General features: G+C 56.3%; 12 protein-coding genes and 4 tRNA genes. 7 read left to right on the top strand and 9 right to left on the bottom strand.

Annotation, left to right across the window (positions count from 1 at the left end; genetic code table 11):
• The first annotated feature begins 1 nt into the window (after window position 1).
• The 4 genes from metA to PG062_RS01530 all read left to right on the top strand — a co-directional run bounded on the left by metA (window position 2) and on the right by PG062_RS01530 (window position 3,006).
• Complete coding sequence (gene metA / locus PG062_RS01515) at window positions 2–943, top strand: homoserine O-acetyltransferase MetA (RefSeq protein ID WP_270750757.1); 942 nt, start codon at window positions 2–4, stop codon at window positions 941–943.
• 9 nt (window positions 944–952) lie between these two features.
• Window positions 953–1,741, top strand: a complete 789-nt coding sequence (locus PG062_RS01520; RefSeq protein WP_270750759.1) for a glycosyltransferase family 2 protein — start codon at window positions 953–955, stop codon at window positions 1,739–1,741.
• Window positions 1,742–1,885: 144 nt separating this feature from the next.
• Window positions 1,886–1,961, top strand: a tRNA-Pro gene (locus PG062_RS01525).
• 634 nt (window positions 1,962–2,595) lie between these two features.
• Entirely contained in the window at window positions 2,596–3,006 is a 411-nt protein-coding gene (locus PG062_RS01530; protein WP_270750761.1) for a peptide deformylase, read from the top strand.
• 49 nt (window positions 3,007–3,055) lie between these two features.
• Here PG062_RS01530 and PG062_RS01535 read toward each other — a convergent pair whose 3' ends face one another.
• Window positions 3,056–3,991: a GTP-binding protein gene (locus tag PG062_RS01535; RefSeq protein WP_114001045.1), complete on the bottom strand. Its 936-nt coding sequence runs from the start codon at window positions 3,989–3,991 to the stop codon at window positions 3,056–3,058.
• Window positions 3,992–4,448: 457 nt separating this feature from the next.
• On the opposite strand from PG062_RS01535, the gene PG062_RS01540 reads away from it, so the two are divergent.
• The 3 genes from PG062_RS01540 to PG062_RS01550 all read left to right on the top strand — a co-directional run bounded on the left by PG062_RS01540 (window position 4,449) and on the right by PG062_RS01550 (window position 7,501).
• Window positions 4,449–5,075 (top strand): epoxyqueuosine reductase QueH, encoded by a 627-nt coding sequence (locus tag PG062_RS01540; RefSeq protein ID WP_114001044.1) that lies wholly within the window; start codon window positions 4,449–4,451, stop codon window positions 5,073–5,075.
• A 19-nt stretch (window positions 5,076–5,094) separates the two neighbouring features.
• Window positions 5,095–6,105 carry a D-2-hydroxyacid dehydrogenase gene (locus tag PG062_RS01545; RefSeq protein ID WP_270750764.1) on the top strand — a complete coding sequence of 337 codons (1,011 nt, stop codon included), beginning with the start codon at window positions 5,095–5,097 and terminating at the stop codon, window positions 6,103–6,105.
• A 103-nt stretch (window positions 6,106–6,208) separates the two neighbouring features.
• Window positions 6,209–7,501, top strand: a complete 1,293-nt coding sequence (locus PG062_RS01550) for a putative ABC transporter permease (RefSeq protein ID WP_270750765.1) — start codon at window positions 6,209–6,211, stop codon at window positions 7,499–7,501.
• 376 nt (window positions 7,502–7,877) lie between these two features.
• On the opposite strand, the gene glpK is transcribed toward PG062_RS01550, so the two are convergent.
• The 8 genes from glpK to asnB all read right to left on the bottom strand — a co-directional run bounded on the left by glpK (window position 7,878) and on the right by asnB (window position 15,703).
• Window positions 7,878–9,371, bottom strand: a complete 1,494-nt coding sequence (gene glpK, locus PG062_RS01555) for a glycerol kinase GlpK (RefSeq protein WP_270750766.1) — start codon at window positions 9,369–9,371, stop codon at window positions 7,878–7,880.
• Window positions 9,372–9,706: 335 nt separating this feature from the next.
• Window positions 9,707–10,063, bottom strand: coding sequence for a DUF1667 domain-containing protein (locus tag PG062_RS01560; RefSeq protein ID WP_270751267.1), 357 nt, complete (start codon window positions 10,061–10,063; stop codon window positions 9,707–9,709).
• An 8-nt stretch (window positions 10,064–10,071) separates the two neighbouring features.
• Window positions 10,072–11,331: an NAD(P)/FAD-dependent oxidoreductase gene (locus PG062_RS01565; protein ID WP_270750767.1), complete on the bottom strand. Its 1,260-nt coding sequence runs from the start codon at window positions 11,329–11,331 to the stop codon at window positions 10,072–10,074.
• A complete protein-coding gene (locus PG062_RS01570) occupies window positions 11,324–12,772 on the bottom strand; it encodes an NAD(P)/FAD-dependent oxidoreductase (protein ID WP_270750768.1) in 1,449 nt (482 codons plus the stop codon). The genes PG062_RS01565 and PG062_RS01570 overlap by 8 nt, the downstream gene beginning before the upstream one ends.
• A gap of 642 nt (window positions 12,773–13,414) precedes the next feature.
• Window positions 13,415–13,490 (bottom strand) — tRNA-Gln (locus PG062_RS01575).
• A gap of 44 nt (window positions 13,491–13,534) precedes the next feature.
• Window positions 13,535–13,611, bottom strand: a tRNA-His gene (locus tag PG062_RS01580).
• Between the two features lie 7 nt (window positions 13,612–13,618).
• A tRNA-Arg gene (locus PG062_RS01585) sits at window positions 13,619–13,692 on the bottom strand.
• A 136-nt stretch (window positions 13,693–13,828) separates the two neighbouring features.
• Window positions 13,829–15,703, bottom strand: coding sequence for an asparagine synthase (glutamine-hydrolyzing) (asnB, locus tag PG062_RS01590; protein ID WP_114000707.1), 1,875 nt, complete (start codon window positions 15,701–15,703; stop codon window positions 13,829–13,831).
• Window positions 15,704–15,747: the final 44 nt, after the last annotated feature.

Genomic DNA, 15,747 nt, shown 5'->3' on the forward strand with positions numbered 1-15,747 from the left:
TATGCCTTTGATCATTCCCAAAGAGCTGCCCGCCTATGGCGAACTTTCGCGCGAGAACGTGTTTGTCATGCACCAGCAGCGTGCGCAGACCCAGCAGATCCGTCCCCTGCGCATCCTGATTTTGAACCTGATGCCCACCAAAATTGTAACGGAAACCCAGCTGGCACGCCTTTTGGCCAACAGCCCCCTGCAGGTGCAGCTGACCTTTTTGCAGACCAAGACCCATGATACCACCCACACCCCGCAGGAGCACATGAAGGCGTTTTATAAAACCTTTGATGCGGTGCGCAATGAGCGCTTTGACGGTATGATCATCACCGGTGCCCCCATTGAGGACCTGGACTATGAGGATGTGGACTACTGGAACGAGCTGTGCGAGATCATGGATTACAGCCGCGAAAACGTATATTCCACCATTCATCTGTGCTGGGGTGCGCTGGCCGGGCTGTATTACCACTTCGGCGTGCGCAAGGTACACCTGCCGGAAAAAATGTTCGGCGTGTTCGAGCACCGCGTGGTGCGGCCCTCCAATCCGCTGGTGCGCGGCTTTGACGAAATATTCTATGCCCCGCACAGCCGCTGGGCCGGGCTGAACCGCGCCGATATTGATGCCGCCCCGGAGCTGCGCATGCTGGCCGAAAGCGATGTTGCCGGCCCCATGCTGCTTTCCACTGAGTCCGGCCGCCAGATTTTTGTCATCGGCCACCCGGAATACGACAAGTACACTTTGGATGCCGAGTACCGCCGCGATGTAAAGGCGGGCAAGGAAATTCATGTGCCGGTCAACTATTACCCGGACGATGACCCCAACAAGGACCCCATTTTCCGCTGGCGTGCCCATGCGCACCTGCTGTATACCAACTGGCTGAACTACTATGTCTACCAGAACACCCCCTATGACCTGGATGATCTGGAAGCCGTGGTGGACCCGCCCCGCACCTGAGGAGGACGTATGCCGAAGATCAGTGCCTGTATTGTGGCATACTGTGATTATGATGAAGTGTGCGCTGCCGTGCGCAGCGTGCTGGCCAACACCCCCGGCGATGACTTTGCCCTGTATGTGGTGGATAACGCCAGCCCAGATGGCTGCGGCCCCCGCCTGGCGCAGACAGATTTTGGCGATGTACGCGTGCAGGTGATCTGCCTGCCCAAGAACCTCGGCTTCGGCAAGGGCCACAACAGCATTATGGACCGCCTGACCAGCGATGTACACTTTATCCTGAACCCGGATGTGATCATTCACGATGACATCCTGCCCCAGATGGCGCAATGGCTGCTGGACCACCCCGGCGTTGTGATGGCCACGCCGCAGCTCTATTTTCCGGATGGGCGCATCCAGAACCTGCCGCGCCGCAAGCCCACCCCGTGGCTGCTGCTGGCCCGCCAGCTGGCCCCGCGGTTTGGCGGTGTGATGCAAAAAGCTGACGAACATTACACCATGCAGGATGAGGACCTGACGATCCCCCGCCCCATTGAGTTTTGCACCGGCAGCTTTGCCGCCATCCGCACCGATGTGTTCAAAACCATCGGCGGTTTTGACCCCGAATACTTTATGTATGTGGAGGATGCCGACCTGACCCAGCGTGCTCTGCGCCAAGGGCTTGTCTACCTGCTGCCGCAGTTCACCGCCACCCACGCCTGGCACCGCGACCCCATGCGGGACGCAGGCAAGTTCAAAATGCAGTTGAAGAGCATGGGCCGGTATTTCAAAAAATGGGGCATCGGCAAGGGGAATGTGTAAACGGGTTATTGTTTCAGCAAAAAACACTTGCACTTATTGAGACCGCAGAGGTGCATATTGTGCGCACCTGCCGCCTCTTCTTCGTCATCTCCCAAATTTAGCACTTGACGCACACGGCGTGAACAGATATAATAGAAATGTTCACGAGGTGTTGCGCAGCTGGTAGCGCGCGTGGTTTGGGACCACGAGGCCGCAGGTTCGAGTCCTGTCACCTCGACCAAAATAAAAGTCGCAGATTCGTTAGAGTCTACGGCTTTTTCTTTTGCAAGTACACACTTTAGTACACACTTGCCTATTTTCTTTGTAAGTCGTGCACCAAATCCCTGTACACATCCGGATTCGCTTTCTTTAGTGCATCCATCGTTCCAGCATCCGGATGATATTTGAGCGCGATCGTTGTTTTCCGCTGGCAAAGGAATCCATCTGTTCCGAATTGAAAACAAAGCACGTTTCAAATTTATGGCAACACCGCATAATTCCCGCCTTACGGCTTAAGCACCGCTCCGGCGGCTGCGGTACGGCATCTGCGTTGCCAAAATGCTCGATAATGTCGGGTTGCGGTACCCGCATCGTGCTTCGGGGGCAAAAGCCCCTCGCACTCTGCGACCGCTGCCCCTGCTTCGGTTCGCTGTTTCCGCCACTGTCGGCGCTCACCTTTGCAGCATCCAGTATTATCTGCGCTTTTGGCTTAGCAGCTGCCGCACCTCGCTCGCCGTATCGGCACTTAGAATTATGCGGTATTGCCTTAAATATAATCGTAGAGCGGGCAGATATTTTTTGTTATCGTTTTCTTTCTTGTGTATTTTCCCCTTGGCTGATACAATGTAGAAAAAACAGTTAAGGAGCATTCCCCAATGATTCGTGAAATTTGCAAAGACGAGACTTTTCTTGCGCAGAAAGCCGTGCCCGCCACGGCGGCAGATCTTGGCGTAGCGCAGGACCTGATGGAAACTCTGATTGCCCACAAGGATGGCTGCGTGGGTATGGCGGCAAACATGATCGGCGTGAACAAGCGCATCATCGCTTTTGAGAATGACGGCGAATACATGGTCATGTTCAACCCGGTCATCGTCAAACAGTCCGGAGCCTATGAAACGGACGAAGGCTGCTTATCGCTTACCGGCACGCGGAAAACCAAGCGCCACAAAGTCATCAAAGTGCAGTGGCAGAATGAAAAATTCCAGACGCGGCTTAAAACATTTACCGGCTGGACGGCGGAAATCATCCAGCACGAAATTGACCACTGTGAGGGAATTTTAATTTAACCTTTTTCTTTTTCCTGCATTTGGCTTTCGTTCAGCAGGTTCAGTGGTTTCAAACCTCTTTCCAGTGTGCCTCAATGGCAGCGCGGTTCAGCTGCTCACCGATCACGATGATCACTTCCTGCGCTTTGGCAATGGGCTTTAAGGTCATGGCGTCGCGGCTGGCGTTCAGCTCCAGCCAGCCATTTCCATCCGAGGTAAAGCCCTTAATGCGCATAATGCGGCCGCAGGAGGCATCGGCAAACAATTCATTCACCACTTCTTTCAGCCGCGGCAGGGGTAAGTGACGGTCGATAAAATAGAGCGAAGAAAACACATCGTGCTGGTCAAAGTGCATTTTTTCATAGCTGGCCTGCTTGCTGCCGCAGGCGGCAACGGCGGCCAGGTCCTGCGGGGTCAGGTCCTCCCAGTTTTTGCGCAGTACATCTGCGCCAAAGCGGCGGGCGCAGCCGTTTTGCTCCAGCGCGTGGTTCAGGTAGTTTACCGTGGAATCCATCTCGGCCGGGGTAGCCAGCTGGCTGCGGCTCAGCACCACCATGCCGGCATTGGCGGTTTCGGACGCCAGCAGGTAGGCCGACTGAGGTGAAAGCTGCTGCTCCTGCTTGGCATCCACAATAGCAATCACGTTGCCCATACGGTACCATTTATCCAGCGGTTCATCGTGCAGGATGTCAAAAAATTCATCTACATCAAAAATACCGCTCGGCTCAATAATGACCCTGTCAAAGCCCTGCATGGCCAGCGAGATCAATTTGGTGCGCATCCGGCGCTGGTGGGTATCGCAGTCGCACCCGCCGCTGATGCTTTCCATATCGCAATGGTCGCCCAAAATATCCTGCAGCAGCATAACATCCACATTGACCGCGCCAAAGTCATTTTCCAAAATGCAGACATTCCAGCCCTGCTGAACCATATAGCGGGCATAGTGCCGCATAAAAGTCGTTTTGCCAGAGCCAAGAAAGCCGGTGATCAAATCGACCTGTACCATAGTTGTTCCCCTCCTGTTGGTGGTAAATTGCTTGTGCCTGTTATTATATCACATTTTTATTCAGTTTGCTTCATCAAACCCAAATTCAAAAAGAAAAGCCGCCACACAGGTCCCTGTTCCTGTGCGGCGGTTTTTCCTTGAAAAGAAGAAAAAAGAGAAAGAGGAGTGGATGAAAAAAGTCTGCGTTGTTCCCCTGAGCATTTGGCAATGCCCCAACGGTGTTCGGGTCCCTGTTCCCTGGCACCGTTCCTTTTGGGAACAACTATAGAATACCCGATAGATGTGAACAATTCGTGATAAAAAATTCAACATTTTGCAAAAAACGCCGCGCAATTTTCCATATTTCAAAGGCTGTGGCGGTTATTCTTCCTGTGCGGGGTGTAAATTTGCCCCGCAATACGCTATAATGGGGTTAGATTGCGGCAGCAGCCGCTGCCATGCAGGAGGGAAAACACCATTGGCAAACCGAATCAATTATGAGCGTGTGATGGAAGAAACCATCGCCGCATTAGAGCGCGATGGCCAGCGCCCGCAGCTGCTGCTGCACGCCTGCTGCGCGCCCTGTTCCAGCGCCACGTTGGAACGTCTGGCCGACCATTTTGACGTTACCATTTTATATTATAACCCCAACATTGCCCCACCGGAGGAATATCACCGCCGGGAAGCCGAACTGGAACGTTTTGTGCGCGATGCCGGGTACGCTGCCCGCGGCATCACGGTGGTGGAGCTGCCGTATGACCCGCAGGAGTTTTACACTGCAGTAAAAGGGCTGGAAAACGAGCCGGAGCGCGGCGAGCGCTGCACCGTGTGTTATCGCATGCGGCTGGAACGCGCCGCCCAGTACGCCAGGGCACACGGCTTTAACTGGTTCACCACCACCCTTTCCATCTCCCCGGTCAAGGACCCTGTGCGGCTGAACACCATCGGCTGCGAGCTGGCCCAACAGTACGGCCTGAACTACCTGCAAAGCGAGTTCCGCAAAAAGGACGGTTACAAGCGCAGCCTTGCTTTGAGCGCAGAATACGGCCTGTACCGGCAGGATTACTGCGGCTGCATTTTCAGCAAGCAGGAACGCGGCGTTTGATTGCAAGGAGAAATGTTTCATGCCAAAACATGTTTTAGTGGCTCTGCCATTGAGCGATGCCCAGCGCAGCGCCTTGCAGGCCAGCGTGCCGGAATATGAATTTATCTTTGCCCAAACCGAAACCGTTACCCTGGCCCAGGTGCTGGAGGCAGATATCATCATGGGCAATGTGCCGGTGGAGCTGATTTGCCAAAACCACCATCTGGAATGGTTCCAATCCAACTTTGCGGGACCGGATACCTATCTGGTGCCGGGCGTGCTGCCGGAGCAGTGCCTGGTGACCAACGCCACCGGCGCTTACGGGCTGGCCATCAGCGAGTGGATGCTGGGCTTGTGGCTGGGGCTGCAGAAGGATCTGTTTTTGTACCGGGACCGCCAGACGCAGCACAAGTGGGATGCCATCACCCGCCAGGTGCGGCCGGTGGCCGGGTCCCGCGTGTTATGCGTTGGCATGGGGGATATCGGCTCTAACTTTGCCATGCGCGCCCACGCCCTTGGGGCCGAGGTTGTCGGCGTGCGGCGCAGCGTGCGCCCCGGTGCCCCCTGCCCCGGTTACTGCCTGCGGGTGGTACCCCAAAGCGAACTGGACGCCGAGCTGCCGCAGGCGGACCTGGTTGCCCTGAGCCTGCCCGGCACGCCGGAAACGCTGCACATGTTTGATGCCGCCCGCCTGGCCCGCTGCAAGCAGGGGGCAATTCTGCTGAACGTGGGCCGTGGTTCCACGGTGGACTGCCTTGCCCTGGCCGATGCCGTACACAGCGGGCATTTGTTCGGTGCAGCGCTGGATGTGACTGACCCAGAGCCGCTGCCGTCAGACCATCCGCTGTGGAGCGAACCGAATGTGATCATCACGCCGCACATTTCCGGGCGTTTCAGCCTGGCCAAAACACTGGATAACATTGTAGAAATCTTTATCCATAACCTCAAGCTGTACGCTGCCGGGCAGCCGGTGGACAACCAGGTCAGCCGCACCACCCACTATGTCAGCGGCGGCAGTGGCGGCCAGCGGCTGGTGTGTGGCATGCCGTAAAGGTTCTTATTTTCAATCATTCTGCGCCAAAATATTGCATAACTCCTTTGGGTATTGTAGAATAGTGGTGTTCGCTGATTCTGCAACACACAGAGGAGTTTTTATGTTATACCAACTATTCTGGCTGTTTTTGGCCTTTTCGTTCCTGGGCTGGTGCCTGGAAGTTGCTGCCACCGCAGTGCGGCTGGGCCAGTACCGGGACCGCGGCGTGCTGCACGGGCCGCTGTGCCTGGTTTACGGCATTACCGGCTGCCTGATCACCATTGCCCTGCGGGAATTGAGCGGCGGGTGGTTCTTCCTGTTTTTGTTCAGCGCGCTGTATGCCACGGTGGTGGAATGGATTGCCGGGCATTTGCTGGAGCACTACAGCCACACCCGCTGGTGGGATTACTCTGACCGCAAATGGAACCTGGATGGGTACATCTGCCTTTCGGCTTCCGTTGTCTGGGGTGCCCTGGGCCTGGTAACCGTCAAGTGGCTGGTGCCGCTGCTGATGCGTTTGTACCAGCTGGTGCCCGCCGGGCTTGCGCATGTTCTGTTGTGGATCTTTGCCATTTTGCTGGTCATTGATCTGCTGGGCACCGCGCTGACCCTGGGCGGCCTGCGCTACAAACTGCCCAGAGTGGACAAGGTCAACAATCGCCTTGCCAACCTGACGCTGCGGATGGGGTTGTGGATTTTTGACCGCACCGAGCGCCGCATGCGCACCAAGGCCCCGCAGCTGGACCTGATACGCCCCAAGCGCACCAAAAGCACGGTGTTTGCTGCCGGGTGCAGCTTTTACAAAATCTTTTTGCTGTTTGTAATCGGCGCGTTCCTGGGCGACATCACCGAAACGATTTTCTGCCGCATTACCGCTGGGTATTGGATGAGCCGTTCCAGCCTGGTGTGGGGACCTTTCTCTATTGTTTGGGGCCTTGCCATTGCGCTGGTCACCCAGGTTTTGTACAAGTACAAAGACCGTTCGGCATTCTGGCTGTTCGGCATGGGCACCCTGTTGGGCGGTGCTTATGAGTATCTGTGCAGCGTATTTACCGAAATCGTGTTCGGCGCGGTATTCTGGGATTACAGTGCCCTGCCGTTCAACCTGGGCGGGCGTATCAATCTGCTGTACTGCTTTTTCTGGGGGCTGGCCGCTGTGGCATGGTTCAAGGTGCTGTTCCCGCCGTTGGACCGCTTGATTGAAAGCCTGCCCCGCCGCGGCGGTACCATTTTAACTTGGTGCCTGGTGGTATTTATGGCAGCCAATATGATCGTCAGCTCCGCCGCGCTGATTCGTTATGACGCCCGTTTGGAGGGCGTTGCCGCCCAGACCAGCTTGGATACCCTGCTGGACGAGCATTTCGACGATTCCTATATGCAGCGGGTCTACCCCAAGCTGGTGCACATGAATTAAATCATTTTAGTCACAGATTGCCATAGATAAATAACAGGCCCACGCCGGGATGTTCTCCTGCGGCGTGGGCCTGTTGTTGTTTGGTGGTTGTTTTTTATGTGAGTAGTTTTGGAGTTGGTTTGGGGAATTTGCTCACAAGGTGAATCGTGGGGATACATGTGAAACGTTTGATACAGCCCGTCACCCGGGACGATGCGAGCATCGTCCTCTACAGAATAAATTTTGCACACACAATGTGGCAAGCCCCCCTGGCGGGGTCGGGTGACCCCGCCCTACCTGGAGCCTTTTCCCATCTCCAATTCCTAATTTTTCATTTCTGATTCCTAGAATTATGCGGTATTGCCCTAATTCTGCCGCAACTCCTCACTCCTAACTCCTACTCGTGTTCCGCCCAATCGCGGCTTCGGCCCACGGCTTTGTGCCAGCCAGCCAGCAGCTTTTCGCGTTCCGGAGCTTCCATGTTGGGAGTAAAGGTCATGTTGCAGTGCCACAGGCTGCGGATTTCCTCACGGTCTTTCCACACGCCGGTGGCAAGGCCCGCCAGGTAGGCAGCGCCAAGGGCCGTTGTTTCGCGGATGGCCGGGCGCAGCACGGTTTTGTTCAGGATGTCCGCCTGGAACTGCATCAAAAACTGGTCGCGGGAAGCACCGCCATCCACTTTCAGGGCGGTGATGGGCTGGCCCACATCCAACTCCATCGCGTGCACCAGGTCATAGCTCTGATAAGCGATGGACTCCTCCGCCGCGCGGATGATATGGTTCTGGGTGGTGCCGCGGGTAATGCCCACAATGGCCCCGCGGGCGTACATATCCCAGTAGGGTGCGCCCAATCCGGTAAAGGCCGGAACAATATACACCCCGCCGTTATCCGGCACCTTCTGGGCGTAATACTCCGAATCCCGGCTTTCTTGGATCATGCGCAGGCCATCGCGCACCCACTGGATGACCGCCCCGCCCACAAACACACTGCCCTCCAGCGCATACTCCACCTTGCCGTTCAGGCTGATGGCAATGGTGGTCAGCAGGCCATTTTTGCTGCGGCAGATGGTATCGCCGGTGTTCATCAGCAAAAAGCAGCCGGTACCATAGGTGTTTTTGGCTTCGCCTTTGGAAAAACAGCCCTGGCCAAACAGTGCGGCCTGCTGGTCGCCCGCAATACCGGCCACCGGCACCTGTACGCCGCACAGGTCGGTGTAACCGTAAATCTCGCTGGAATCCGTCACACGCGGCAGCATGGCGCGGGGGATATCCAGCGCGTTCAGCAGTGTATCATCCCAGTCCAGCTTGTGGATATTATACAGCATGGTGCGGCTGGCGTTGGTTCGGTCCGTTACATGCACCTTGCCGCCGGTCAGCTTCCACACCAGCCAGCTGTCCACCGTGCCAAACAGAATTTCTCCCGCCTGTGCGCGCTCCCGTGCGCCCGGCACATGGTCCAGAATCCACTTGATTTTGGTTGCGGAAAAGTAGGCATCCGGCACAAGGCCGGTATTCTCTTTGATATACTCTGCCATGCCCGGCTGGCTGAGCAGCTCATCCACCAACGGTGCAGTGCGGCGGCATTGCCACACAATGGCGTTATAAATGGGGCGGCCGGTCGCTTTTTCCCACAAAATCGTGGTTTCGCGCTGGTTGGTAATGCCGATGGCGGCAATATCATGCGCATCCACGCCGCTTTGGGCTACCACCTCGTTCATCACGCCATACTGGCTGGACCATATCTCCATGGGGTCGTGCTCCACCCAGCCCTGCTGGGGGTATAGCTGCTCAAATTCGCGCTGGCGCACGGCAATAATATTCTGCTCATTATCAAACAGGATTGCCCGGCTGCTGGTGGTACCCTGATCCAGCGCAAGAACATATCTGCTCATCTTCAACCTCCCTGTTGATGGGTAACGGGGCTAAGGCAATACCGCACAATTCTAAGTGCCGATACGGCGAGCGAGGTGCGGCAGATGCTAAGACAAAAGCTCAGATAATACTGGATGCTGCAAAGGTGAGCGCCGCCAGTGGCGGAAACAGCGAACCGAAGCAGGGGCAGCGGTCGCAGAGTGCGAGGGGCTTTTGCCCCCGAAGCACGATGCGGGTACCGCAACCCGACATTATCGAGCATTTTGGCAACGCAGATGCCGTGCCGCAGCCGCCGAAGCGGTGCTTAAGCCGTAAGGCGGGAATTGTGCGGTGTTGCCCTAACTACCCGCTGTTTTTATTCCACTTTTTCCATGTTACGCGTTGCCACAACATCCACGCCGGTGCCGCACACGTTAGGCAGTACCACATCCCCGGTATGCACGGGGGCTTGCAGAGCCGCGGTATTCAGCGCAGCCATCACGGAAAACATTTTTTCCTTTGGCACCGCCTGCGCGGTTTTGACCGGGCAGCGCGGGTACAGCCCACCCGTAATGCGCACGGTGCTGGTAATGATGCGGGTGGGGTGGGTCAGTTCCTCTTTGCCGTATGCAGCGCCGTTGGGGCAGGCATTGCCGGTCACGGCATAGTCATTTGCGGTGTCCACCCGCAGATGGCACCCCTTGGGGCAGCAGATGCAGATCAGCTCTTTTATTGTTTCTGTCACGATTGCGGCACCTCCTCCACAGCAACGATCAGCGGGCCGTCCGCTTTTTGCAGCAGAGCTTTGGGCAGCGTAATGTGCTCCATCTCCCCCGGTGCCAGGCGTTCCCGCTTAAAGGCGGCAATTTTGTTTGGTCCGCAGCGCACCGTTATGGTGCTGGGCCCATAATTGCGCCGCACACGGAACGATACGCTCACGCTTTTCTGCACGCCGTCCAGCCGGATATGCTGCGGCACGGTGTAGCCAATGCCCTCCCCCGCTGCCAGCGGCAGAACGGTTTCGGTTTCTATCTCGCCATTTTGCACATAGGCTGCCGCGGCTGCACCGGCGGTTTCGCTTTCGCCGGAAACAAAATCCACCAGATCGTGCACATGCACCACGTTGCCGCAGGCAAATACACCGGGGATCTCGGTTTCCATATTTTCATATACCACGGCCCCCTTGGTGTGGGGGTCCATGGCAATACCTGCCTGGCGGGTCAACTCGTTTTCGGGGATCAACCCCACACTGAGCAGGATGGTATCCACATCAAACTCCATCTCGGTTCCAGGGATAGGGCGGCGGTTTTCATCCACCTTGGCAACGATGGCTTTTTCCACTCGCTTTTTGCCCTGAATTTCCACAATGGTGTGGGATAAGTACAGCGGAATATCAAAATCCTGCAAGCACTGCACAATGTTGCGGGTCAACCCGCCGGAATAAGGCATCACTTCCACGCAGGCGAGCACTTTGGCTCCCTCCAGCGTCATACGGCGCGCCATGATCAGGCCGATATCGCCGCTGCCCAAAATCAATACCCGTCTGCCCACCAGGTAGCCTTCCATATTTACATAGCGCTGGGCTGCACCGGCGGTATAAATTCCCGCCGGGCGGGTGCCGGGGGTGCCGATGGCCCCGCGGGTGCGCTCGCGGCAGCCCATGCACAGGATAATGCTTTTGGCCTGAATGATCTGGTAGCCCTTGCTGCGGCTGACGCAGTGTACCTGCTTATCGGGGGTTACTTCCAGCACCATGGTGCCCAGTTCCACCCGCACGCCGGTTGTGCGCAGCATCTCGATATAGCGCCCGGCGTATTCCGGGCCGGTAAGCTGCTGGCCAAACCGATGCAGGCCAAACCCGTTGTGGATGCACTGGTTCAAAATACCGCCCAGCTCTGCATCGCGTTCCAAAATCAAAATATCGCGCAGGCCATGCTGCCACGCGCTGTACGCCGCCGCCAGGCCCGCCGGGCCGCCGCCGATGATAACAAGTTCAACCATGGTTGCACCCCCTTCCGGTTTTGGTTTCACACAGCAGCACATTGGTGCCGGCTTTGTCCTGCAATACATCCAACGGGTCAATGCCTAATGTTTTGCTGATCAGTTCCAGCACGCGCGGCCCGCAAAAGCCGCCCTGACAGCGGCCCATGCCCGCGTTGCACCGCCGCTTTACGCCATCAATGCTCACGGCTGGGATCTCGCTCTGCAAGGCATCCAGAATCTCGCCCTCGGTGATCGTCTCACACCGGCAGATCACGCGGCCATAGGCGGGATTTTTGGCAATCAGCTCCGCCTTTTGCTCCGGCGGCAGCTCCTTGAACCGCACGCGGGTACGGCCATCCTTATAATCCGTCTTTGGCTCCGGCAGGTCGTTGTGGGCTGCCAGAATTTTAGTTACCTCTTTTGCCACAGCCGGTGCACTGGAAAGCCCCGGCGATTTCATGCCCGCCAGGTCAATAAAGCCCGGCGCGCCGTCCGCTTCGCCGATCACGAAGTCCCCGGTATCCACGTTGGCGCGCACACCGGCAAAGTTGCGGATGGACTCGCCAAAGCGGATCCCCGGCACACTGCGCCTGGCCGCTGCCGCCACAAAGGCAAGGCCGTCTGCCGTGCAGGCGGTATCATCCCCCGCTACCGGCTGGGCGTTCGGCCCCACCAGCAGGTTGCCGTGTACGGTGGGCGTTACCAGCACCCCTTTGCCGTTCTCGTTCGGGCACTGGAAGATCACATGGTTCACGCGGTTGCCTTCGCTTTTGTCCAGCAGATAGTATTCCCCGCGGGTAGGTTCCAGCGTAAAGGTGTGCGGCGCGGCCATCTCATGGATGGCCTGGGCGTTCAGTCCCGCCGCATTGACCACATAGCGGGCCGCAAAGCTGCCGTTTGGCGTGGTCAGCTGCCAGCCGCCGTCAATCTTTTCAATGTTGGTTACAGGAGTGCTGCGGTACAGCTCTACCCCGTTGCGCACCGCCACCTCCGCCATGGCCAGCGCAAACTCCCACGGACTGACGATGGCTGCGCTGAGGGCAAACAGCGCCCCGGCCACTGTGGGGGCAAGCTGCGGCTCCATCGCCAGGGTTTCCTCCGCTGTCAGCAGCCGGATGCCCGGCACGCCGTTTGCCACGCCGTTCGCGTACAGCTTTTGCAGGTGGGGCAGCTCTGCCTGGCTCAGCGCCAGCACCAGGCTGCCGCACTGGCGGTAGGGCACATCCAGCCGGGCGCAGATTTCCTTTGCCAGCGCCACGCCCTGCACATTCAGGCGGGCCATTTGGGTGCCCGGTTCCGGGTCATACCCGGCGTGCAGGATGGCGCTGTTTGCCTTCGTTGTTCCATCCGCCACATCGTTTTCTGCTTCCAGCACTGCCACATGCAGCGGATAGTGCGACAGTTCATACGCTGCAGCTGCACCAACCACACCACAGCCAATGATTGCTACATCCAGCATAACTACCTCCCAGTTGTATTGGTCATTCAGGATGCAAAAATCCATCCTGTCACCATGGTTTCCATTGGTTTAATCATAGCTTTAAATGCACAAAAAATCAAGTTCAAGTTGATTTATTTTGCACATTTCGTCGCCATTGTGTAGACAGCGGAATAGAGGTCCGTTGCTTTGTTTGCTGCTGCCTTTCTATGCAAAAACTGCCGCACCTGGCTTTCCCGGTGCAGCAGCTTTTTGTGTTTTTATGGGGTGAATAATCGTACTATCAGGCCAAATAGTCACGCAATAACCGTTCCAGTGTGGGGCGGGATACGCCAACAGCGGCGGCCAGCTGGATTTTATTCAGCTCACGGCACTGGTAGCGGGCGTACAGAGCATCAAAATCCGTCGGCAGCTGGGCAGGCTTGCGGCCTTTATACTGCTAAAAAAAACCGCCCACGCATTCAACGTTTTCACGTTAAATTTATGAGCGATTTTGGTTGGGCCGGCCGGATTTGGCAAGCCGCGCCCTAAAAACAGTCCGCTGGACTGTTTTTACCCGGCGGGACGTGGGACGCCGGGCACGGGCTGTTCAAATTCGGCCTATGTTCTCCCACCGCCGTTTATTACAAATAAAAAGATGCAACCCCCTGCGAGGTTGCATCTTGGTTGGGCCGGCCGGATTTGAACCGACGCAATGGAGGAGTCAAAGTCCTCTGCCTTACCGCTTGGCGACGGCCCAGCAAAAGAAAAGACCGCGCAGCATAATCACTGTGCGGTCTTTGGTGGGGTGCCTAGAGAGATTCGAACTCTCGGCCTCCAGAGCCACAATCTGGCGCGCTAACCAACTGCGCCATAGGCACCATAGAATGCGCCCGAAGGGACTTGAACCCCTGGCCCACTGCTTAGAAGGCAGTTGCTCTATCCACCTGAGCTACGGGCGCGCACGGGTCAGTTCCTGTTGTCTGGGAACATGCTGCGAGAATTATAATATCACATGGGGCGCATTGTGTCAATAGTAAAGTCCAATTTTTTTGAACTTTTTTATTTGTGTTTTTATCGGGGCTTTCTGCCCGGCTTTTAATAGATTCCTGCCGGGGCCTGGGTGTTTACGAAATACAGCTCGTACCACAAAATAAAGGAATAGAAGCTCCAAATCTTGGTCATGTTCTTGGCCTTGCCCGCCTTATGATCATCCAGCAGGCGCATGATTTCGTCCACATTAAAGAACTTTTCGGCAACGGGGCCAGTGAACTTTTCCTTTACCATATTATAGTACTTATCTTCCCGCAGCCAGTCGTTCAGCGGCACGGGGAAGCCCAGCTTTTTGCGATGGGCAACACTTTCCGGCAGCTGCTTCATGGCGGCACCGCGCAGAGCGATCTTGGTGGACTCTTTGCCGGAGCGGTATTTCTGCGGGATGGACAGTGCCACATCCAGCATGTTGCGGTCCAGGAAAGGCACGCGCAGTTCCAGGCTGTTGGCCATGCTCATGCGGTCGGCTTTCAGCAGGATATCATACAGCATCCAGGTGTGCATATCCACCCACTGCAGCTGGGTGGGTTCATCCAGACCCTGCACTTTATCAAAATAAGGCTTAAAGAACTGTTCCGGGCGGGGGCTGTGGTAGTTCTTTTTCAGGCAGCGGTCACGTTCAGCCGGGTCCAGGAAAACATAGTTGGCGCGCATATAGCGCTGCCAGGGTTCTTCTGCACCGCGCACCAGGAAGTGCTTGCCCTTAAAGTCCGGCAGTTTGGATGCCACTGCGCCTGCAGCCTTACGCAGCGCTTTGGGCACCTTATGCTCGTAATCCATAAAGTGAACCGCCTGGCAGTACATGGGGTAGCCGCCAAACAGTTCATCGGCACCTTCGCCGGAAAGCACGACCTTGACGTACTTGCGGGCGTTCTGGGCCAAAAAGTAAAGCGGAACTTCCGCCGGGTTGGGCATGGGTTCATCCAGGTACCACTGGATCAGGCGGTTGGCTTCAAAGAACTGTTCGGCATCCACCTTATTGGCAATGCTGGGCACACCGATTTCTTTACTGAACTCCTGGGCATACGGCAGCTCGGAGTATTTTTCCTCCGCATAGCCGACCGAGAAGCTCTTGACATGCGGAGTACCCTTAGCAACCTCGTTGACCACAAAGCTGGAATCCACACCGGAAGAAAGGAAGCAGCCAACCTCAACATCGGCAATCTGGTGGGCGGCAACGCTTTCGGCAAAGGTATCGGTGATGATTTTTTCCCACTCTTCCAGGCTCTTGGAATCGTCCACATGGTACTTGATCTCATAGTAGCGTTCCACTGTCAGCTCGCCATTTTCCCAGGTGAACATACATCCGCTGGGCAGCTTGTAGACATTTTTGAACATGGTTTCCTCATTGGGGATATACTCAATGCTCAAATATTCCGGCAGGCGTTCCTCGTTTAGTTCCTTTTTGAAACCGGGATGAGCCAGAAAGCTTTTGATCTCGCTGCCAAACAGGAACAGACCATCCTGATTATAATAATAGAACGGTTTGATACCGAAGATATCCCGCGCACCAAACATGGTTTTGGTTTTCTGGTCCCAGATCACGAAGGTGAACATGCCGCGCAGTTTGCCGGGCAGCTGATTGCCCCACTGCTCATAGCCATGCAGCAGCACCTCGGTATCGGACCGGGTGGCAAAGGTATGGCCTGCGGCGATCAGTTCCTCGCGCAGGGTCTGGAAGTTATAGATCTCGCCGTTAAAAATGCAGACAAGACTGCCATCCTCATTGAACATGGGCTGCTTGCCGCCCTCCAGGTCAATGATGGAAAGGCGGCGGTGGCCCAGGGCTACCTGGTCGTCCACATAGTAGCCTTCGCCGTCCGGGCCGCGGTAGGTGATCAGGTCCGCCATTCCTTTTACAATGCGGCGGGCGGTTTCCGCTTTATGGTTGCGCTCAGCAAAGCCAGTAATGCCACACATAGGCGCTTTCCCCTCTCTATATTATAATGGTTTGTTTTGTTACA

This window comes from Gemmiger qucibialis (assembly GCF_027689445.1).
Classification (GTDB): domain Bacteria; phylum Bacillota; class Clostridia; order Oscillospirales; family Ruminococcaceae; genus Gemmiger; species Gemmiger qucibialis.

Excerpts from the sequence above, each read along its gene's own strand:
- glpK (WP_270750766.1), bottom strand. The coding sequence starts at position 9,371 with ATGAGCAGATATGTTCTTGCGCTGGATCAGGGTACCACCAGCAGCCGG.
- asnB (WP_114000707.1), bottom strand. The coding sequence starts at position 15,703 with ATGTGTGGCATTACTGGCTTTGCTGAGCGCAACCATAAAGCGGAAACC.
- PG062_RS01535 (WP_114001045.1), bottom strand. The coding sequence starts at position 3,991 with ATGGTACAGGTCGATTTGATCACCGGCTTTCTTGGCTCTGGCAAAACG.
- PG062_RS01530 (WP_270750761.1), top strand. The coding sequence starts at position 2,596 with ATGATTCGTGAAATTTGCAAAGACGAGACTTTTCTTGCGCAGAAAGCC.
- PG062_RS01565 (WP_270750767.1), bottom strand. The coding sequence starts at position 11,331 with ATGGTTGAACTTGTTATCATCGGCGGCGGCCCGGCGGGCCTGGCGGCG.
- PG062_RS01545 (WP_270750764.1), top strand. The coding sequence starts at position 5,095 with ATGCCAAAACATGTTTTAGTGGCTCTGCCATTGAGCGATGCCCAGCGC.
- PG062_RS01550 (WP_270750765.1), top strand. The coding sequence starts at position 6,209 with ATGTTATACCAACTATTCTGGCTGTTTTTGGCCTTTTCGTTCCTGGGC.
- PG062_RS01570 (WP_270750768.1), bottom strand. The coding sequence starts at position 12,772 with ATGCTGGATGTAGCAATCATTGGCTGTGGTGTGGTTGGTGCAGCTGCA.
- PG062_RS01520 (WP_270750759.1), top strand. The coding sequence starts at position 953 with ATGCCGAAGATCAGTGCCTGTATTGTGGCATACTGTGATTATGATGAA.
- metA (WP_270750757.1), top strand. The coding sequence starts at position 2 with ATGCCTTTGATCATTCCCAAAGAGCTGCCCGCCTATGGCGAACTTTCG.